Source organism: Streptomyces lavendulae subsp. lavendulae, from assembly GCF_002803845.1.
GTDB lineage: Bacteria > Actinomycetota > Actinomycetes > Streptomycetales > Streptomycetaceae > Streptomyces > Streptomyces lavendulae.
The window spans coordinates 8,440,787-8,458,877 of sequence record NZ_CP024985.1; the positions used below are offsets into that span (position 1 = coordinate 8,440,787).

General features: G+C 68.4%; 21 protein-coding genes and 2 pseudogenes. 13 read left to right on the top strand and 10 right to left on the bottom strand.

All coding sequences use genetic code 11. From position 1 onward, the window contains the following. Positions 1 to 634: 634 nt before the first annotated feature. The 5 genes and pseudogenes from SLAV_RS38245 to SLAV_RS43465 form a co-directional block, all read right to left on the bottom strand. On the bottom strand, positions 635 to 955 hold the full coding sequence (locus SLAV_RS38245) for a hypothetical protein (protein WP_158740909.1): 321 nt from the start codon (positions 953 to 955) through the stop codon (positions 635 to 637). A 318-nt stretch (positions 956 to 1,273) separates the two neighbouring features. Then, positions 1,274 to 1,552 (bottom strand): annotated as a pseudogene (locus SLAV_RS38250) (IS110 family transposase); the annotation flags it as partial. Between the two features lie 161 nt (positions 1,553 to 1,713). Next, positions 1,714 to 2,607, bottom strand: coding sequence for an SDR family oxidoreductase (locus SLAV_RS38255; RefSeq protein WP_030239747.1), 894 nt, complete (start codon positions 2,605 to 2,607; stop codon positions 1,714 to 1,716). 33 nt (positions 2,608 to 2,640) lie between these two features. After that, positions 2,641 to 3,270: a flavodoxin family protein gene (locus SLAV_RS38260; protein ID WP_030239749.1), complete on the bottom strand. Its 630-nt coding sequence runs from the start codon at positions 3,268 to 3,270 to the stop codon at positions 2,641 to 2,643. A 21-nt stretch (positions 3,271 to 3,291) separates the two neighbouring features. Further along, positions 3,292 to 3,606 carry an SDR family oxidoreductase gene (locus tag SLAV_RS43465; RefSeq protein ID WP_051841414.1) on the bottom strand — a complete coding sequence of 105 codons (315 nt, stop codon included), beginning with the start codon at positions 3,604 to 3,606 and terminating at the stop codon, positions 3,292 to 3,294. 570 nt (positions 3,607 to 4,176) lie between these two features. Here SLAV_RS43465 and SLAV_RS38270 point away from each other — a divergent pair. Beyond that, positions 4,177 to 4,731, top strand: coding sequence for a cysteine hydrolase family protein (locus SLAV_RS38270; RefSeq protein ID WP_030239751.1), 555 nt, complete (start codon positions 4,177 to 4,179; stop codon positions 4,729 to 4,731). Here SLAV_RS38270 and SLAV_RS38275 read toward each other — a convergent pair. Continuing rightward, positions 4,703 to 6,808 (bottom strand): annotated as a pseudogene (locus SLAV_RS38275) (molybdopterin oxidoreductase family protein); the annotation flags it as partial. The gene SLAV_RS38270 and the pseudogene SLAV_RS38275 sit on opposite strands and share 29 nt — an antisense overlap. On the opposite strand from SLAV_RS38275, the gene SLAV_RS41670 reads away from it, so the two are divergent. The 9 genes from SLAV_RS41670 to SLAV_RS38315 all read left to right on the top strand — a co-directional run bounded on the left by SLAV_RS41670 (position 6,717) and on the right by SLAV_RS38315 (position 12,600). Continuing rightward, entirely contained in the window at positions 6,717 to 7,703 is a 987-nt protein-coding gene (locus SLAV_RS41670) for a cytochrome P450 family protein (RefSeq protein ID WP_167456778.1), read from the top strand. The pseudogene SLAV_RS38275 and the gene SLAV_RS41670 overlap by 92 nt on opposite strands. Further along, entirely contained in the window at positions 7,607 to 7,939 is a 333-nt protein-coding gene (locus SLAV_RS41365; RefSeq protein ID WP_158740911.1) for a cytochrome P450, read from the top strand. The genes SLAV_RS41670 and SLAV_RS41365 overlap by 97 nt, the downstream gene beginning before the upstream one ends. Positions 7,940 to 8,138: 199 nt before the next feature. After that, complete coding sequence (locus SLAV_RS38285) at positions 8,139 to 8,465, top strand: plasmid stabilization protein (RefSeq protein WP_030239757.1); 327 nt, start codon at positions 8,139 to 8,141, stop codon at positions 8,463 to 8,465. A 146-nt stretch (positions 8,466 to 8,611) separates the two neighbouring features. Next, the gene (locus tag SLAV_RS38290; RefSeq protein ID WP_030239760.1) at positions 8,612 to 8,887 is read left to right on the top strand and encodes an isoamylase early set domain-containing protein; all 276 of its coding nucleotides are present in this window, start codon (positions 8,612 to 8,614) and stop codon (positions 8,885 to 8,887) included. A 15-nt stretch (positions 8,888 to 8,902) separates the two neighbouring features. Further along, positions 8,903 to 9,379 (top strand): hemerythrin domain-containing protein, encoded by a 477-nt coding sequence (locus tag SLAV_RS38295; protein ID WP_030239762.1) that lies wholly within the window; start codon positions 8,903 to 8,905, stop codon positions 9,377 to 9,379. Between the two features lie 736 nt (positions 9,380 to 10,115). Then, entirely contained in the window at positions 10,116 to 10,544 is a 429-nt protein-coding gene (locus SLAV_RS38300) for a nucleotidyltransferase domain-containing protein (RefSeq protein WP_030239764.1), read from the top strand. A 461-nt stretch (positions 10,545 to 11,005) separates the two neighbouring features. Next, complete coding sequence (locus SLAV_RS38305; protein ID WP_158740913.1) at positions 11,006 to 11,569, top strand: GAF domain-containing protein; 564 nt, start codon at positions 11,006 to 11,008, stop codon at positions 11,567 to 11,569. 2 nt (positions 11,570 to 11,571) lie between these two features. Next, positions 11,572 to 11,700, top strand: a complete 129-nt coding sequence (locus SLAV_RS38310) for a hypothetical protein (RefSeq protein ID WP_234333885.1) — start codon at positions 11,572 to 11,574, stop codon at positions 11,698 to 11,700. A gap of 24 nt (positions 11,701 to 11,724) precedes the next feature. Beyond that, positions 11,725 to 12,600, top strand: a complete 876-nt coding sequence (locus tag SLAV_RS38315) for an IS5 family transposase (protein WP_100661214.1) — start codon at positions 11,725 to 11,727, stop codon at positions 12,598 to 12,600. Between the two features lie 184 nt (positions 12,601 to 12,784). On the opposite strand, the gene SLAV_RS38320 is transcribed toward SLAV_RS38315, so the two are convergent. Next, entirely contained in the window at positions 12,785 to 13,174 is a 390-nt protein-coding gene (locus SLAV_RS38320; protein WP_030242579.1) for an ATP-binding protein, read from the bottom strand. Positions 13,175 to 14,150: 976 nt separating this feature from the next. Between SLAV_RS38320 and SLAV_RS38325 the strand changes: the two genes are divergently transcribed. Then, positions 14,151 to 14,432: a MerR family transcriptional regulator gene (locus SLAV_RS38325; protein WP_100660743.1), complete on the top strand. Its 282-nt coding sequence runs from the start codon at positions 14,151 to 14,153 to the stop codon at positions 14,430 to 14,432. Positions 14,433 to 14,670: 238 nt separating this feature from the next. Next, the gene (locus SLAV_RS38330) at positions 14,671 to 14,874 is read left to right on the top strand and encodes a cold-shock protein (protein WP_030242128.1); all 204 of its coding nucleotides are present in this window, start codon (positions 14,671 to 14,673) and stop codon (positions 14,872 to 14,874) included. A gap of 181 nt (positions 14,875 to 15,055) precedes the next feature. Here SLAV_RS38330 and SLAV_RS38335 read toward each other — a convergent pair whose 3' ends face one another. Beyond that, on the bottom strand, positions 15,056 to 15,445 hold the full coding sequence (locus SLAV_RS38335) for a hypothetical protein (protein ID WP_030242126.1): 390 nt from the start codon (positions 15,443 to 15,445) through the stop codon (positions 15,056 to 15,058). A 638-nt stretch (positions 15,446 to 16,083) separates the two neighbouring features. Further along, positions 16,084 to 16,668 carry an SDR family NAD(P)-dependent oxidoreductase gene (locus SLAV_RS41915; protein ID WP_341869036.1) on the bottom strand — a complete coding sequence of 195 codons (585 nt, stop codon included), beginning with the start codon at positions 16,666 to 16,668 and terminating at the stop codon, positions 16,084 to 16,086. On the opposite strand from SLAV_RS41915, the gene SLAV_RS38345 reads away from it, so the two are divergent. Further along, on the top strand, positions 16,555 to 16,866 hold the full coding sequence (locus SLAV_RS38345; protein WP_158741071.1) for a hypothetical protein: 312 nt from the start codon (positions 16,555 to 16,557) through the stop codon (positions 16,864 to 16,866). The genes SLAV_RS41915 and SLAV_RS38345 overlap by 114 nt on opposite strands. Positions 16,867 to 16,978: 112 nt before the next feature. On the opposite strand, the gene SLAV_RS38350 is transcribed toward SLAV_RS38345, so the two are convergent. Then, positions 16,979 to 17,863: a PQQ-like beta-propeller repeat protein gene (locus SLAV_RS38350; protein WP_158741069.1), complete on the bottom strand. Its 885-nt coding sequence runs from the start codon at positions 17,861 to 17,863 to the stop codon at positions 16,979 to 16,981. Positions 17,864 to 18,091 lie beyond the last annotated feature (228 nt).

Genomic DNA, 18,091 nt, shown 5'->3' on the forward strand with positions numbered 1-18,091 from the left:
ATCCTGAGGCAAGCGGTGCATGTGTGGCGTAGTAAGAGCCACCGAAGGTTCCTACGCTGATTGACATCCGGTGGACGGCAACAGGTCGCCACCGCAAAGTAGTTGAAGTGGGGACACCTATGCTTACTGGCTTCGTGGGGATCCGTCTGGACCAGGCCCCGGTATCGGACATCCAGGTCAACGAGCACATCACCGCGCGTCGTCTGAAGGAGGGCACGTCGAACGACCCCAGCGTGATCACACTGCTGGAGTTCGCGCCAGGTGCGCAGTTCGGCGAGGACCGGCGGAGTTCGGTGACGGCACGGACATCTGGCCGGCCGGCACGGTGCTCTGCGCCGAGCCCGGCTGTAGAAGCATGCGGGCGGGGTCCAGGCCGGCCCGGCGCAGGAACTCCAGAAGATCGCCGGGGCCGAGGGAGCGGCCGAGGATTTCGCTGTCGCAGCGGACGCGGCGCCCGCCTTCGGCGCGGGCACTGCCCCGATTCGGCGTTCTCGGGTGCCCTATGCCTGGTGCGCGGCTCCCAGCTGGCGGTGCTCGCCGGGAGCCGCACGGTCGCCGGCCTGAGCGGTGCGGTGGACTGGCTCGAAGGGCTGTGGCGGCAGGGGCAAAGGGCGCATTGACCGTGCGGCGGCGCTTACGGCGGTGGGGGTAGTACAAGGATGTGGTCGTCCTGGATTTCGGTGGTGAACCCCGCCGCACGGAGCGCGGCGGTCAGGGCGAGTCCGGTGGCGTGATGCAGTCCGGCCAGCTCCGTGCCGCCCGCGTCCGGCGGGTTCGGGCCGCGAGGTAGCCGGGTGTGCAGCTCGTCGATCTCCACAGGCATCCAGCCCACCATCACACCCCGGGCGTGGCGGACCAGATACATGCCCTCCCCGCCCCCAATGCCCGGATCGAACCCCGCTTCGCGAAGCGCGGCGCGCACCGCGTCCAGGAGGTCAGATTCGTTATCGTCCACAGGCCGCACTGTAGAGGCCAGTGCAGAGCGCTGTGGTGTCCGTGGCGGTAACCGGGTCCGTGGCGGGACCCGGCCGGGGTGGCTTCGACCGGCCGGGCCCCGCGCGTGTGGACCTCTCGTCGCCCTGCCACCCTGACATGCCGGGACCTGCGCTGCGCGCCGGGCAGGGTTAGGGGTATGCCGGGTGGGTGACACGCTCACGCCTTCGGCTCCACCAAGGCGCTGCTGGCATACCGGCGGCTGATTAAGGGGGCTCGCGTTGGGTCCTTCGTCGGATGGAGCCCTTCATACTGCCGCGCAGGCCGCCCAAGGACGGTCCCGCCGCATCGTCAGCCCCGGAAGGTAGGCCACCGGGCAGCCCATGTCCCTCGCGACCGCCAGCGGTAGGGCGCCGATCGAGGCCGGCTGGTCGGCGACGACCAGCACGGTCCTGTGCTTGGCCTTCGGGTTGGCGCACAGTTCGCGGAGCTTGGTTTCGGTGTTGGGTAACCGCTTGTCGAAGGTCTTCTGGCCAGCCGGGGATACGGCGGTGGCGTGGTGTTCGCCCTTGCCGACGTTCAGGCCGAGGAAGACGTCGATGCCGCCGGTGTCGATCACGTGCAGGCCCTCCATCACGCTTTCGTCCGGCTTTTGCCTCGGCACCGAGCTGCCACATCCACGTTACGGAGAGCTCCTCCGGCTCGGGTTGAGCTGGTGCTCAAGCCCCTCATCAGCGGTCCGTCGATGCTGGCGATCTTTCCGTAGGACCTCGTCTGGTATTACGGCAAGGGGTTTCCGCCGGTGGCATTGACGATCTCGCCGGTGATGTAGGTGGACCGGTCGGAGGCGAGGAAGACATAGGCGGGTGCCATCTCGGCTGGTTGCGCGGGCCGGCCCAGGGGGGACTGTTTCCCGAACGTCGTCGGGTCGGGCATCGTGGCGGGGATCAGCGGGGTCCAGACAGGCCCCGGTGCCACGGCGTTGGCGCGGATGCCGCGTTCGGCGAGCATCTGGGCGAGGTTGTGGGTGAAGGAGATGATCGCGGACTTGGTCATGGCGTAGTCGAGGAGGTGCGGGCTGGGCTGGTAGCCCTGCACGGAGGCGGTGTTGATGACTGAGGCGCCGCGTGGCATGTGGGCGAGTGCGGCTTTGGTGATCCAGAACATGCCGTACAGGTTGGTCTTCATCACCCGGTCGAACTGCTCGGTGGTGATCGCCTCGATCCCGTCCGGCTGGGCCATCTGGTAGGCGGCGTTGTTGACGAGCAGGTCGATGCCGCCCAGCTCGTTCACGGTCCTGTCGACGAGGGTGTTGCATTCGCCTTCGTGGCGGATGTCGCAGGCGACGGCCACGGCGGTGCGACCGGCCTCTCGGATCAGCCGGGCGGTCTCCTTGGCTTCGTCCGCTTCTTCAGGCAGGTGAGTGAAGACGACGTCCGCTCCCTCGCGCGCGAAAGCCAGGCAGACGGCCCGGCCGATACCGGAGTCGCCTCCGGTGACCAGCGCCTTGCGGCCCAGCAGCTGATCGTGTCCCTCGTATGTGTCCTCGCCGTGGTCGGGGCGGGGATCCATGGTGTCGGTCGACCCGGGGTGGTCCTGGTCCTGCTCCGGGAACGGGGGCCGGGCGTACAGGTTCACCGGGTCGGTGAGGCGGGGCTGGTCGTGGGAGGGCATCACGGTCTCCTTCCGGCATGGTCAATGCGGGTGTCAGGCAGAGGGCGGGTAGGAGGCGGCCTTGAGGCGGCGTGCGAGGTGCGCGGTGTTCGCGGCCAGGGTTTTGGTGGTGGCGGCGGTCTTCTCGGGCGTCTTGTCGAGGTCTTGGTAGTCGGTGCCCTGCATGGCTTCGCCGACCCAGTAAGTGACGGCGTTCGGGGCCAGGGAGAAGCCGACATCGTTCAGGCCCTGGAAGAGTTCGGCACTGACGTGGTGGGCGCCGTCCTCGTTGCCGACCACACACACCGCGGCGGCCTTGCCGTAGGTGAGCATGCGGCCCTCGTCGTCGCTTTGGCCGAGTTCGGCGTCGAGCCGTTCCAGAACGCGCTGCGCGATGCTGGCGGGGTGGCCGAGCCAGATCGGCGTCGACAGGACCAGGATGTCGCAGCCCAGGATCGTGTCCCGAATGCCCGGCCAGGCGTCACCGTCCCCCATGTCGACCTCGACGCCCGGCTTGACGTCGTGATCGGCGATACGGATCACCTTGCCGGTGACCCCGTGATCGGCCAGGGCAGCCATCGTCTGTTCGGCCAGCAACTGGGAGCTGGACGGCTTGGGCGAGGGCGAGAGCGTGCAGACCAGAGCGACGGCGCGCAGCGGCGTGGTTTCGGTAGTGGTGTCCATGTGATCCGGCTACCCCGATGATCAGGCCGTATCCCGCCCTCGTACGGATACCCGTCTATCGGGGTGGGGCTGCGTAGGGCAACGTCTACCGGTCGGCGCAGCCCGGTTCCGCCATCCGGCGGTGCCCTTCGCCTTCAGGCTGTCGGGGAGAACTTTGTTCGCCAGGCCCTTCGCTCTGGTTTTCCAGGACCCGGCGACGACCTTGTCCTTGCTGGCGAAGAGCGCATCGAGCCCCTGCTCGGCCACCTGAACCGGATCGTCCTTCTCGCCCTGACCGACGTTGGTGTCCCCCATGTCGGCGCGGTGGAAGAAGTCGGTGTCGGTGGGGCCGGGCATCAGGGCGGTCGCGGTCAGGGGCTGTCCTTGAGCTCGTTCTGCAGCGCCTGGGAGAACGACTGCAGGAACGACTTCCAGGCGTTGTACACGGCCTGGAACGAGCCCGGCAATGGGGGAGGCGATGGATGAAGTGATCAGCATTCGGCCCGCTCCGGCCGCGTCCATGGATCGCAGCAGCTGCTTGGCCAGCGCACGTTCAGGTCGACGGTCCCGAACTCGTCCTCCAGGTCGGTGTCGAGTAACGCACCTCCTTCGCCGACGCCTCTCGGTTTTGGCTCATATAGGGCGCCTACCCGGCAGATCACGCCATACCCAGACAGCGGCCCCGGTCGAGGTTCGGCCGCGGACCCCCTCCCGTGGGCACTGGAGGATCGTGCTGCAGCTGCGCGCTGGTCCTCGCCGCGGACGAGCGAATACGCCCGATGGAAGCTTTTCCGATGATTTGCGTGCACCTGGGTGGCGAGGGCCCAACGCGCGATCACCCGCCCTGACAGGCGTGGGCCGGTCCGCGGTCGCTGGGTTGGCCTGCAGTGCTGCGGGCAGGGGCCTGGGGTGATGGGAGGCGGAGCCATGGTTCGGACGGCGCTCATCGTGATCGACATGCTCAACACCTACGAACACGAGGATGCCGAGGTGCTGGTGCACTCCGTCCGCAAGGCCCTGCCGGGGGTGAGGGTGCTTCTGCAGCGGGCCCGGGCCGCGGATGCGCCGGTGGTTTATGTGAACGACAACTTCGGCCGTTGGCGCTCCCACCACGGTGAGATCCTCGAAGCGGCCCTGGCTGGCCCCCGCGCCGACCTGGTGGAGCCGGTCGCACCGGACGAGGAATCCCTGTTCGTCGTCAAGGCGCGGCACTCGGTCTTCTACGAGACCCCGCTGGCCTATCTGCTGGGCCAGCTCGGAGCCGGGCGGGTGGTGCTGTGCGGGCAGGTAACCGAGCAGTGCGTGCTGTACTCGGCCCTGGACGCCCACATCCGCCACCTCGACGTCGTCGTGGCTCTGGACGCGATCGCCCACATCGACGCCGATCTCGCGGATGCGGCGCTGCGGATGATGGAGCGCAACATGGCGGCCGAGCTCTGCCACAGCGGCGAGATTACCTTCCAGAACGTTTGCTCGGACTGACGGCGCCACGCACGTTCGGGCGCGGGCCTGTGTCCGGGCCGCCGACTCGCTCGACGAGAGTGAGGGCGGCCGCCGCGGTCTTGAGCTGGGGCTGCTTGGAGACAGGGTCCCAAAGGGTGGCGATCAGCTCGTTGGCCGCACGTCCCGGCGTCCCTGAGGTGGGGGCGTTACCGCCCGGGGTGTCCCAGTAGCCGTAGTGGAAGGGCACGAACAGGACGCCCGGGCGGACCGTTCCGGTACGCAGCCGGCCCTGCAAGGAGCCACAACGCGTCGTGACCTCGACGAGGTCGCCCTCGGCAAGGCCCAGGCGGGCGGCGTCGGCGGCCGCGATCTCCACCCACACCTCTGGGGCCGCCTCCACGAGCTCGGGGGCCCGGCCCGTCTTGGTGCGGGTGTGGAAGTGGTAGAGGGTGCGCCCGGTGGTCAGGCGCTCCTCGTCCGGCCGCTCCTTCGGCGGGACGTACGGGGCGGCCCTGATGAGCGCCTTCCCGTCCGGGTTCACCGCCCGGTACCACTCCTCGCCCAGCGGCTCACCGGTCACCAAATCCTTCCCGTACGTCTCGCACAGGTCCGGGTGCGCCCAGTCCACGCCGTCGACGTAGAGGCGGTCCGTGCGGTCGGGGGCACGCTCGGTACACGGCCACTGGAGGCCGCTGGGCCCGCGGAGCTTCTCGTAGCTCAGGCCGGTGTAGTCGCAGGGCCGTCCGGCACTGCACCGCTTCCACGCCTCGAAGGCCTCTTCCGGGCCGTTCCAGTGGACCAGGGGTCCGCCGTCCTTGTCCTCGAAACCCATGCGGGCCGCGTAGCCGAGGAAGATGTCCAGGTCCGGGCGGGCCTCGCCGGGCGGGTCCACGGCCCTCTCGGACAGGTGGACGGTGCGGTCGGCGTTGGTGAACGTGCCGGTCTTCTCACCCCAGGTCGCAGTGGGCAGCACCACGTCGGCGAACTGCGCGGTCTCGGTCAGGAAGAGGTCCTGGACGATCGTGAACAGGGCTTCCTGGGTGAGAACGGAGCGGATCCGTGACAGTTCGGGCAGGGACACGGCCGGGTTGGTGGCGCTGATCCACAGCATCCGCACCGTGCCCTCCTCCGCCAGCCGGAAGATCTCCATCGCGTGGGTGGGCGGCCCGTCGTGCGTGATGGCCGACGGCTCCACATTCCACACGCGCGCGAGGTCGGCCACATGTTCCTCGTTCTGCCAGTTCCGGAAGCCCGGCAGGTCGCCGTCGGCTCCGCACTCGCGGCTGTTCTCGGCGGTGGGCTGGCCGTTCATCTGGAGCACCCCCGCCCCGGGACGGCCGAGCATGCCGCGGATCAGGTGGAGGTTGTTGACCTGGACGGCGGCGGCGGTCGCCTGGTTGGCCTGGTAGAAGCCCTGCAGCACGGTCGACAGCAGGCGGTCGGCGCTGCCGATCAGCTCGGTGGCCTCCTCGATCGCGGCTGCCGGCAGGTCGCAGATCCCGGCGGCCCACCGCGCCGTGCACGGTGCGACCTGCCGGCGCAGAGCCTCGAACCCGACCGTGTGCCTGGCGATGAAACCGGGGTCGGTCCAGCCGCGCCGGATGACCTCGTGCAGGAGCGCGTTGAGCAGCGCCACGTTCGTGCCGAGCCGGGGAGCCAGGTGCACGGTCGCCCGGCGCGCCACCGGAGTCAGCCGCGGGTCCACACACAGCAGTCGCGGTTGTTCGGGGCCGTCCAGCCTGTCCAGGATCCTCATCCACTGCACGGCCTGGGTCTCGGCGATGTTGTGCCCGAACAGGGCGATCGCATCGGCCAGGTCAATGTCCTCGTACGAGCCGGGCTGGCCGTCGCTGCCGAAGGACTCCTTCAGCGCCTCGGCCGCCGTCGCCGTGCACAGGCGGGTATTGCCGTCCAGGTGAGGGGCGCCGATCCCGGCACGGGCCAGGACCGCGAGGGTGTAGTACTCCTCCAGGAAGAGCTGCCCGGACGTGTAGAACGCGATCGACTCCGGCCCACGGGAACCGATGAGCTCCCGTGACCTGGCGACGATGCGGCCCATCGCCGTCGGCCAGTCGCTCTCCACGAGGCGTCCGCCCTCGCGGACCAGCGGCCGGGTGGACTTCTTCTACGACGAACGCCACGTCCTGCGGCACAGCGCCCTGCCCGGCCCGGTCCTGGACACCCTTTTCGGCCGGGGCGCCGTCCACACCCTGGACGGCCAGGCACACCGGATCCGCAAGGAACTCTTCACCTCCCACCTCATGACACCCGACGGTGTGCAGGCCCTCGGCCGAGTGGCACGAGAGCACTGGCTGCGCACCGCCGACGGACTGCGTGGACGCAGCGCCGTGCTGTTCGACGAGATGGCCGTCGCTCTCGCAGGGGCGGTCTGCGAGTGGAGCGGCGTCCCCTGCGCTCCGGGGGCCGCAGTGCGTCGGCCGGCGGAGGACTGCGTGACCATGGTCGACGGGTTCGCCACCCCCGGCCCCCGCCACTGGAAAGCCCGCCGGGCCCGCACGCGCCAGGAACACGACCTCGCCCGGACCATCAACGACACACGAGGCCATACGGCCCCCACCTGCGGAGACAAGCAACATAGCGTGCTGGACGCTGTGGCCACGCACAGGGATGCCGACGGCAGCCTGCTCGACCTCCACACGGGCGCGGTCGAGCTGCTCAACGTCCTGCGCCCTACCGTGGCCATCACCTGGTTCACCACCTTCGCCGCCCACGCCCTGCACCGCTTCCCCGCCGTCCGCGAACAACTCCGTGCGGACGGCGGCGCCTATGCGCGGGCCTTCGCCCACGAGGTACGCCGCTGCTACCCGTTCGTTCCGTTCGTCGGCGGCCTCGCCGCCCGCGACCTGCACTCGGTGCCCAAGAGGTGCCTGGAGGCACGCTGGTCCTCCTCGACGTGCACGGCCACCATCGCGACCCGGCCTTGTGGCCCGACCCGGAACGCTTCGACCCGCGCCGCTTCCTCGGCAGGGACCCCCGTCCTGGCGAGCTGATTCCCCAGGGCGGCGGGGACGCGCACACGGGGCACCGCTGCACCGGTGAGGACATCACCGTCCACCTCGTGGCTACCTTGTCCACGACCCTGGCCGACCTCGACTTCGACATGCCGGAGCAGGACCTGCGTATCCCTGTCAGCCGGGTGCCGACCCGGCCTCGCAGCGGCGTGAGGATCCAGATTCCGGCCCGGACACCGCTCACAACCTCGCCGGGCAGCCCGGCCCAGCGGTGACGCGTTCACCCACGCCTGTGGGCTCACGGCCCCTTGCACAGGCCGGCGCGGCAGCCGGTCGAGGGGACCTGACGTCGGCACAGCCGCCTACGTCCGCAGGGGGTGAGGTCGCCTACATCCGTGAGGGTGAGTGCGAGATGCGGGTGCGTCGCGAGACGCACACGATGACTTCGTACGACTGTCGATGAAGGGAACCGTCATGCCCAGGGGATCCAGCGCCAAGCGCGAGCGCCAGTACGAGCACATCAAGGAATCTGGTGAGAAGCGCGGGATGTCGGAGTCCCGTGCGAAGGAAATGGCCTCCCGCACCGTGAACAAGGAACGCGCGCGGGCCGGCGAAAGCAAGACCGCGAGCCGTAGCTCGACCCAGGGCAAGTCCGCCTCGCAGCGGGGCGGTGAGAAGTCCGGCGCCGGTGGTTCGTCCGAGCGGACCAAGGACGACCTCTACCAGGAGGCGAAGAAGCGCGGCATCGAAGGCCGCTCCACTATGACCAAGCAGCAGCTGAAGAACGCCCTGGGCCACTGACTCCGGCCCCGGAAGACGCCTCAGAACCACTGCGCCCGGGCCTCCGGGAGAGTGACCCCCTCCTCGCGCTGCGGCGTGTGCTGAGCCGCGGCGCACAGCCCCGTGCCAGGGTACTTGAGCCCTACCCCACACGTCAGGAGGCTCCGGTGCTCGAACGCAAGCAGCTCAAGGATCGTATGCAGGTCACCTTCGTTCTTCCTGCCGACAGCCCCGACGGGCCGGTCAGCGTCGTGGGGGACTTCAACGAGTGGGACCCTGCCGCGCACCCGCTGAAGACTCGTGGCGACGGGAGGCGCGCGGCCACGGTCGTCCTGCCCGCGGGCGGCGCTCACTCCTTCCGCTATCTGGCGGCCGGGGACTACTGGTTCGACGACGACCAGGCCGACGGTCACGACGGCACGAACAGCCGTCTCACCACCTGACGAGAGGACACGGGCGTGGATGCGATTGTGCTGCTGCGCGAGGACCACAAGACGGTCGAGAAGCTGTTCAAGCGGTTCGAGAAGACCTCCGACGCCGAGACGGCCGAGCGCCGCCGGATCGCCGACGAGGTGATCGAGGAGCTGACCGTCCACGCCTGGATCGAGGAGAAGTTCTTCTACCCGGCCGCCCGCGAGGCCGCACCGGACACGACGGACCACGTCCTGGAGAGCATCGAAGAGCATCACGCGGTGGTGTGGATGCTGTCGGAGATCAAGGACATGGATCCGGGTGACGAGCGGTTCAAGGCGAAGATGAGCGTGCTGATGGAGCAGGTCCGCCACCACGTTGAGGAAGAGGAACAAGACTGGTTCCCCGAGGTCCGCAAGGCGATGGGCCGCAACCGGCTCACCGAACTGGGCAGTGAGCTGGAGGCCGGGAAGAAGCAGGCCCCGCGCGATCCCCTAGCCGTCCCCAGCGCCGACTCGAAGTGAGCCGATTGCGGCACCGGTTCGTCGTCGCCGAAGTGGGCTCCGAGGTCCGAGACCTGAGGCCCGGAGAACGCATCGGCGATCTCGTACGGCACCTGCTTCATGTGCAAGCAAGGTCTACCGCTGGACGAGGCCCCGCGAGCGTTACGCGGACTTCAACAAAAAGCGCGACAACATGCTCAAGGTTTTTCCACCCCTGACGCGAAGGGCGCACCGCGCCTAGAAGGCCCGCAGCCCCAGGCGTAGGACGCGCGAGGGCCTCAGGTCCCGCTGAAACGCCTGCTGCGCCGCACTCGGCCATGCTGGCGTGCCACGGATACGCTGCGCCGTGCGGGATCCGAGCCCTCTTCATTGCTGTCCGTGCCGGTCCGGGGGGCTCCTGCCGTGGGATGGTGGTGATGGACCAGCCTGGTTCCGTCGTTTGAGGCTCCTTCCTCCCGCCGCCCCTCCTTCTTTCGGTGGTGGGCCTCGGTAGAGCGCTTGTGCCGTCGCGGCTTTGAACGCCGGGCACCTTCCACGGCACCCGCCGTGCGTCGGACACCCTCATGGTGCGCTGTCGACGGTCACGTAATTCCCCAGGGCAAACGTCACGTAATTCCCCAGGTGCTGGACGCCGGTTCCGCGCTTCCAGGCAGTCGTCGCGGTCCTCATCGGGCTGTGGTGTGTGGCCGGCGCCGGCCTGAGAAGCTGTCTCACGCCAGCCAGCTCGCCAGGGGAGTCGGTAAGCAGTTCGCCGGGCGTGTCGCCGGCGCGGACCGCTGAGATCGAGGAGGTCATCGGTCGCTTCACACACTGGGCGAGGGACCGCGACGACATCGTCGGTCTGCTCCTGGTCGGATCATGTGCCCGGAACGCCGCGCGACCCGACTCCGACATCGACGTCGTCCTGCTCACCGCGGAGGAGGCCCGGTACCTTGACGATGCCACCTGGGCAGGGGAACTCGGCTTGGGTGGACTGATTCGCGCCCAGGCGTGGGGACCGATCAGCGAGCGACGGTGCTCCACGGCCTCTGGCTTGGAGGTCGAGGTTGGCATCGGCTCCTCGGCCTGGGCGACGACTGATCCCATCGATCCAGGGACGCGCCGGGTGGTGACCGACGGCGCTCGTGTGCTGCACGACCCGGAAGGCATTCTGGCTGACCTGCTCGCCGCTTGCCAGTTGTCCTAGCTCGCCGCGTCACCGCCTCCGCCGAGGACCGCCGTCCCCATGGGGAACCGTGACGACGAGGATGGGGAATTGCGTGACGCTGATCATGCAGATCGTGGGGAGTTACGTGACTGTCGACACTGGCCGAACCGCCCCGGCTCCTTGCACCCCTGCCTGCGGGGCCTTGGCTGTTGCTCGACGCGCGTGTGCTGCTGCAGCGGGCCGTGGGGATGCGCCTGGGCCGGAAGCAGGCCCATCCCTGTTCCAGTCGGTGAGTTGCCGCCGGTGCCTGCTGCCGCCGACTGGCCCGGCGAGAGAGGATGAGGGTACGGGTCTGTGCGGAGGTGATGTCCGTGGACCCTCTTACTCCCGATGATCCCGAGTTCTGGCCTGCTGCGGGCGAGGGTGCCGGCTGCGGGGCCCCGCGTGAGGGGGCGGGAGTGCGGGACCTGTTTTCCGGTGCCGCCAGGGAGACGACGTCCGTGGATGCTCCCGCGGCGTTGTGCCGGGCGTGTGTGGACCTCATGGATATCACCGGTGCCTCGGTGTCGCTCGGAAGGGAGGATCCGGACGTGCGGATGCTGTGGTGGTCGAGCGGCCCCGTGGCCGCTCGTCTCGCCGAAGCCCAGTACACCCTCGGTGACGGCCCGTGTCGTACCGTCCTCACCGATGCGGCACCGGCATTCGCCGAGGACCTCGCAAACGGTTCGGACGCGGCGCGCTGGCCGGTGTTCGCCGAGCAGGCCCTCGAACTGGGGGTGCGGGCGGTGTTCTCTCTCCCCCTGCGGGACAGCGCGTTCGCGATCGGCACCCTCGACCTCTACCGCGACATCCCCGGCCCGCTGTCGGACCGCGATCGGTCCTTCGCGTTCTCCGCAGCCGGTGCCATCACCACCGCTCTCCTGGCCATCGATGCCCAGGACCTCGGCCGCGACAGCGGGAACGGTACCGGCGCCGCTGGTGATGTTGCTGCCGAGCACGGTAGGGGGCGTGGCTGGAGCGGGCGGAATCGGATCATGAGGCAGTTCACCAGGCCACTGGAATGATCATGGTGCATCTCGGGGTCGATCCCCAGCATGCGCTGGCCCGCCTGAGGGCCCACGCCTTCACGAACGGACAATCCGTGACCGAGGCGGCTTTCGACGTGATCGCCGGGAGAATCAGGTTCCATGACTAGGGTCCGTCTTCAAAAGATCGTTCGATGGTGGATCATGTTTTCGTGATTCGTCGCCATGAACTGACTGATGTCGAGTGGGAGTTGCTGGCTCCGCTGATACCGAGTGCGGGCAGGGGCCGGCCTCGGGCGGAGGACCGTCGGGTGATCAACGGGATGGTCTACAAGATCCGGACCGGGGTTTCCTGGCGTGACCTGCCGGAACGTTACGGCCCGTGGAAGTCGGTCTACACGCGCTTCCGCCGCTATGCCATCGACGGTGTGTTCACCCGGGCACTGCAGCAGATCCAGGCCCAGGCCGACGCAGCCGGTGACATCGATTGGCTGGTCCAGATCGACTCCACCATTGTCCGCGCCCACCAGCACGCCGCCGCCACCGGCCGAAAAAGGGGGAAGCACCGGACGGACGAACCGGACGATCACGCCCTCGGCCGATCCCGAGGAGGCCTGACTGCCGAAATCCCTCTCGCCTGCGACGGCCGCGGTCGGCCCCTGGCCGTCCTGCTGACCCCGGGGCAACGGCATGACGGCGTCTGCGTGAGGCCTCTGCCCGGACGCATCCGAGTACCCCGCACCGGCCGGCCCCGCTGCCGACCGGACCACGTCATCGCCGACAAGGCCTACAGCTCACGCGGCTTCCGCGCCTACCTGCGACGACGCGGCATCGGACACACCATCCCGGAGAAGAACGACCAGAAGATGCACCGCCGCAACCGAGGCCGCCGAGGTGGCCGACCGACAGCATTCGACAGCAGGATCTACCGCCGCCGCAACACCGTCGAACGCTGCTTCAGCCAACTCAAAGGCTTCCGCGGCATCGCCACCCGCTACGAGAAAACCGCCACCTCCTACGAAGCAGCGGTCACACTCGCATCACTTCTGCTCTGGGCAAGATCAATTTGAAGACGGACCCTAGTTCGATCGGTGGCTTGCGCGGGTGGTGTGTGAGGGCAGCTGGTCCTGGCTTCCGGGGAAACCAGGACCGGTGTGGGGCCGGCTCGGGAACGGCCTCGCGAGGGATGCGCCCGTTTCAACGACGCCGGCTCAGTGCGGCAATGCCGCCATGCGGGGGAAAGCTGGGCGGGTCTTACCGGGGCAGGACGGCGCGTATGGTCTTGCCGCCGGACGGCCAGCGGGTGACCGTCGTGGCGCGGGCGAGGCGGTTGACCATGGGCCGGCCGAGACCCCCGGTGCCGCCGTTCAGATCGGGGGTGCGCATCCGCGGCGTCTGCGGGCTGGTGTCGTGGACGGCCACCTCGATGCTGTCCGGGTGCGCGGTCAGAGCCAGGGCGAAGGTGCCGCCTGCATGGCGCAGGGCGTTGGTGACGAGTTCCGAGACGACCAGGACCACCGTGTCGGCGGTCTCAGCTGCGGGCGGGCGTACGAGACGGTCGAGGAAGTCCCGGGTGCCCCCGCGGGCGCCGGCGACGGAGGCAGCGGAGCGAGCGGTTGCGAGGTTGACGCTCGTGGTGTCCATGAGGTTCACCCTGGTCTCTGGATCGGCAATGCCCGCTGGAGCCCGCGTGGTGCTTGCGCCTTGGGCTGTGGCGGGTAATCCAGTGACGGCCCCACGGCGCCTGTCCGGGTCGTTGTTCGAGGCCGATTACCTGATCGGCGAGCGCATGGAAATCTGTGTCGGCCGGAGTAGACATTGGGTGGTGGTGTGGTTATGGTTTCTCCCGTAGCCAAGAAGGACCGCAGGGCCTGGCAGAGACGAACTGCCGGGCAGCAGTACACGCAGTTGCAGTTCGCAGGACGGTGCGGTGACGGAGTTTCGAAGCCAGGGTTGTTGCAGGACGGCGACGGGACTGGTGACCGGACCGGGTGGCCCGCAGTGATCAGGGGCCGCCGTGAGCAGTACCGCAGTTGCAGTACCCGTAGTAGGTGCAGTTGGCAGTACCCAGCAGTGAGATCAGTGAGTGGTACCTCGGTGAAGGCGTCGGCTGCGGGCGCGCGCACCGGGAGGTTCGGCGGTGGGGTTCTAAGCCAGAGCAGATGCAGGATGGGCGACGGGGCTGGCTGCCGAAGTGGCGCTGTGAGAGGCCACCAGCAGTACAAAGCGGTTCGCAGTAGAGGCAGTACCAGCAGTTCGCAGTATCAGCAGTACGCAGTTCCCGTTTGGTAAGTGATTGATCCAGAGGGAAGAACGGAGGAGCCGAGCGCCATCAGGATCGCCCGGGCGAGCAGTACGGAGCCCGGGTACCGCAGGACATCGATAGTGAGGTGGTCTCCGGTCACGCATCCGCGATCCCCGCACCCCCGACAGCATCCAGGTCGGGTAGGCGGAAACAGAAGGCCGGCGCAGCATCAGGGCCGGCAGATGGTGTAGCAGTTCCTTCGGGGCCCGGGTGCCAGTACGGCACCCGGGCCCCTCCACGCGTTCCACAGAGAGCTGCAATGACAGCAGCGACACGTACGGCCGTCTCGATGACGACGACTACCCCGCCTACACCATGGGCCGGGCCGCAGAAATGCTCGGCACCACCCAAGGCTTCCTCCGCGCCATCGGAGAGGCCTGCCTCATCACCCCGCTCCGATCCGCCGGCGGACACCGCCGCTACTCCCGCTACCAGCTGCGCATCGCCGCCCGCGCCCGGGAACTCGTCGACCAGGGCACCCCCGTCGAGGCCGCCTGCCGCATCGTCATCCTCGAAGACCAGCTCGAAGAAGCCCAGCACCTCAACGTCGGATACCGCCGCGCCGCCGAATCAGCGAATCCGACGGCCGCAGCCTGAGCGCCTTCCGGCCTTCAGCGGATATGCGCGCAACTGGCCAAGCCGCGACGTGTACAGCTTTGCTGTGGTGACAGCATGTGCGGACGTGTACCGTCTGCGTCAGCTGTCGTGGTTCGGAAGTTCCCTTTGCCCACGCCTCGGCGTGGGCGTTTTGCTGTGCTGTGCCGCAGGAACCAGGGCGATCACCTCCGCTTTCCGCATGTCGTGGAAGGCGTTCATCGACTGGAAGGCATGAGACATGGCTACGGGAACTGTGAAGTGGTTCAACGCGGAGAAGGGCTTTGGCTTCATCGCCCAGGACGGCGGCGGCCCCGACGTCTTCGCCCACTATTCCGCGATCAACTCCTCGGGCTTCCGCGAGCTGCAGGAGGGCCAGGCCGTGACGTTCGACGTCACCCAGGGCCAGAAGGGCCCCCAGGCGGAGAACATCACCCCCGCCTGACCCCGGATACGGCAATGGCCGCACGGAGGACTCCGTGCGGCCATTGCCGGCAACCCCCCGCAGAGTCATCGGCTCACGCTCACCTGCTCGCCGCGATCGTCGAGCTTGGCGGGTGGCTGGAGCTCTCAGCTACCTGATAACGGGCGCTTCAGGGGCGCGGTCACCCCAGAAGGCTGCGCGGTCAGCGCCGCCTGCCGCCGATGCGGCGGTCGTCGGCGAGTGCGGTCAGCGGGCCGAACTCGCGGGCAAGCTGGTTCCACGTCAGAACCTCGCCACAGCGGGCCGGGAACTCCTTCGGGTTGAACTCGGGCATGGTCCAGGTGCCAGTGCCCCGGTCCCGCAGCCACAGGTCCCCTTCACCGTCGACCACAGTCGGCGGGACCGGTACGGGCTCGGCCTGATCGGTGGGCTCCCAGGTGACCCGGCCCGGGTGGGAAACGCGGCGCAGCTCGGTGGTGGCCAGCCGCGCGGCCAAGTCCCGGGTGGACTCTTCGGCGTCCTTGACCGACGCGAGTCGGAATGCGTCGTCAAGTACGGGCAGGGCTGGATTCTTGCTGCGCTTTGAACTCATACGGTAACTACCTCCGGTGGGGGGCGTCACATCCGTTATGGCACCCCGTAGTGGAACACGGTATCCGAGGCGGGAGTCGGGCCGGCTACGACCACTGTCCAGGTGGAGGGGCTGGCACACCGGGCGGTGGGGCTAGGTGGTGAGCTGGTCCTGGACGTGGCGCAACCCGTGGTGGTAGCGCTCAGATATGGCGGTCCGGGTCTGAGAAGGTGAGGCCGCCGGGGCGAGCGGACGTCGGGCCGGGGCGGGTGCCTTTCAGGTGCCGTGGTCCATTCGGTGTGTGCGGTGATGATGCGTCGTGCCCGTTCCGGCGGCCGGCCGAGCGGTCGACCGGGGAGGATCGGGCGGGCCGGAGGCCACCAGGCTTGTTCGGTGGGCCTGATCCACAGCTCGCCGATGGAGGCGTGGCGGGGCCGCGTGACCCTGTACGCGACGCCGTTGGCGATGTCCTCGGGGGCGAGGAACTCGACCACCCCGAGGAGAGGAGTAATCATCTCGTCCTGGATCACGGGCCTGTTGTGCAGGGCCAGTTCGGTGTGCACACCACCGGGCTCCAGGACACCGACGCGGACGTGCCGCTGGGTGACTTCCTGGCTCAGGGACTCGGCGAAGCCGTTCACCCCGAACTTGGTGAGGTTTTAGACGCCGAGGCCGTTCATCGCGACGCGGCCAGTGACACAGCTGATGTCGGCGACCCGGCGCGGCCCGTCCTCCGCGGCCTTGAGCAGGTGCGGGAGGGCGACGCGGGTGGTGTAGAGCAGGCCCTGGACATTAACGGCGATCATGCGCTCCCACTCCTCGGCGTCCGCGCCGACGACGGGACCCAGCAGCATCAGGCCGGGATTGTTCACCGGAGTGTCCAGCCGGCCGAAGCGCTCGACAGTCTGCTCCACTGCAGCCTCGGCTTGGATGCGGTCGGTGATGTCGGCTTCCACCACCGTCGCGGTGCCGCCAGCCTTCTCGATCTCGGCGGCGGTGCTGTCCAGACGGTCTCGCGCCGGGCCACCAGCGCCACGGCCGCACCGTGCCCGGCGAGCTGGCCTCCACGCGGCGACGGCCTGTCGCACAGCGGCCAGACCCAAGTTCGGTCTCTCGGGTTCGGAACCGCGGTGGGAGAGACAGTGATGGTCCGGTGCTGCACCGCCGAGCAGATGCGGCACTTCACGGACTCCGTCACCGAGATGGTCGATCGAGGCCGCGCGCTCAGACAGCTGTACGCCCACCAGGAGGAGCCCCCGCACCGCACCCGGTGCGCGAGGATGACCAGCGGGCGCATCAACCCCATCAGCCCCGCCTGCACCACGGGCGAGAGGCTGGCCGCTGAGCGCACCGTGATGCTGAGACCCCAGAGCACCCTGCTGCGGACGCTGGGCACCGACCGTGCGGTGCACTGCCGGTGGCAGTGCGGCGGTTGCTGGTAGTTGAAGGGCGCTCGTTGGCCTCGCGTCCCTGCCGGAGCGGCAGTGTCTGCTCCGGCAGGGGCGCTGGCATCATCGACCCGTGATGCGAGGCTTTCCGTAGTGTGTGGCCGGCTCAGTACCAGCCGATGATGTCCACGTCCATGCCAGGGTTCGGGCCGCTTCCCACAGGCTTGTCTGTGTCGTCGGTGAGTGTTTCGAAAGCGAGCTGCGGTTCGCCGGTTGCGCCGTTCGCCTTGAGGAACCAGCCGCTGCCGTTGTAGATCAGCGTCTTGGTTCCGTCTGGGCTGGTCGCCTGCCCGCCTCGCTCAGGGTGCACAGGGGCGGGCCGCTTGACGACCTTGCCGTCGGCTGTGAGGTCCCACAGGAGTTCGCTTCTGCCGCCGAAGAAACTTCCCTGGTCCAGGGTCGCTTCCTCGGTGAGCTGGTCGGGTGACGAGGGATCGGCCGAGTACACCTTCTCGTCATTGGCCAGGGCGAAGATCCTCTTGCCGTCAGCACTGAAGCGGGGCTGGCGGTAGGCGCGCTTACCGCCGTTGAAGGTGGGCTTGCCGCCGATCTTCACGCCTGGGGTCTCGTCGTACGCAGAGGTGATCGTAGAGCCGGTGAAGCTGCCCACGAACAGGTCGCCGTCCTTGACCCAGGCGTGCCGCTTCCAGTCCGGCGAGAAGCTGTAGCGCTTCCACGGGTTCTTCTCGGAGTACTGCGGCAGCGTCGTACTGAAGGTCTCCTTGCCCGTCGACGGATCGTAGAAGGCCAGCAGGGTGAGGTTGCCGCTGGTGAGTGAGCCGAGGCCCTTGGCGACTGGCGCGTCCAGCGTCTTCTTTCCGTCCGGCGTCGAGGTTGCCTGGGTGGACTGCGGCGCCTGTCCGGCTTGGGGATTGTCCGATGATCCTCCTGCGCCACAGGCGGTGGCACCCATGGCCAACAGCGATACCACGGCGGCGGAGCGCAGCCCCGTTCGCCACGGCACGCCCGGCTTGCTTAATGAAAACAACATTCACTTCCTCCGTCGTTTTGCGGCCTTGTCTCGCCGCTCGGCCCTTGGCAGGACCCTTGAGGGTGGATTCCGGCGCCTTCCCGCTCCAGGTGGCCGGATGCCTTTTCCGGCCGCAGAACGTCGTGGTGCCGATGGTGCGGACTGGAGCGGCGTTTCAGGCTGCCCTGCGTGTCTTTCGCGCCATGGGGGCGGGGAAACGCTTGCTGTGTCATGCGGTCACGGGGCCGG

What these genes read in the sequence shown, in the direction of transcription:
- SLAV_RS38255 (WP_030239747.1), bottom strand. Translation starts at nt 2,607, where the DNA reads ATGCCCTCCCACGACCAGCCCCGCCTCACCGACCCGGTGAACCTGTAC.
- SLAV_RS38285 (WP_030239757.1), top strand. Translation starts at nt 8,139, where the DNA reads ATGCCCAGGGGATCCAGCGCCAAGCGCGAGCGCCAGTACGAGCACATC.
- SLAV_RS43465 (WP_051841414.1), bottom strand. Translation starts at nt 3,606, where the DNA reads ATGCCCGGCCCCACCGACACCGACTTCTTCCACCGCGCCGACATGGGG.
- SLAV_RS38330 (WP_030242128.1), top strand. Translation starts at nt 14,671, where the DNA reads ATGGCTACGGGAACTGTGAAGTGGTTCAACGCGGAGAAGGGCTTTGGC.
- SLAV_RS38310 (WP_234333885.1), top strand. Translation starts at nt 11,572, where the DNA reads ATGGTGCATCTCGGGGTCGATCCCCAGCATGCGCTGGCCCGCCTGAGG.
- SLAV_RS38270 (WP_030239751.1), top strand. Translation starts at nt 4,177, where the DNA reads ATGGTTCGGACGGCGCTCATCGTGATCGACATGCTCAACACCTACGAA.
- SLAV_RS38335 (WP_030242126.1), bottom strand. Translation starts at nt 15,445, where the DNA reads ATGAGTTCAAAGCGCAGCAAGAATCCAGCCCTGCCCGTACTTGACGAC.
- SLAV_RS38325 (WP_100660743.1), top strand. Translation starts at nt 14,151, where the DNA reads ATGGGCCGGGCCGCAGAAATGCTCGGCACCACCCAAGGCTTCCTCCGC.
- SLAV_RS41670 (WP_167456778.1), top strand. Translation starts at nt 6,717, where the DNA reads ATGAGCTCCCGTGACCTGGCGACGATGCGGCCCATCGCCGTCGGCCAG.
- SLAV_RS38350 (WP_158741069.1), bottom strand. Translation starts at nt 17,863, where the DNA reads ATGTTGTTTTCATTAAGCAAGCCGGGCGTGCCGTGGCGAACGGGGCTG.
- SLAV_RS38320 (WP_030242579.1), bottom strand. Translation starts at nt 13,174, where the DNA reads ATGGACACCACGAGCGTCAACCTCGCAACCGCTCGCTCCGCTGCCTCC.
- SLAV_RS38260 (WP_030239749.1), bottom strand. Translation starts at nt 3,270, where the DNA reads ATGGACACCACTACCGAAACCACGCCGCTGCGCGCCGTCGCTCTGGTC.
- SLAV_RS38315 (WP_100661214.1), top strand. Translation starts at nt 11,725, where the DNA reads ATGGTGGATCATGTTTTCGTGATTCGTCGCCATGAACTGACTGATGTC.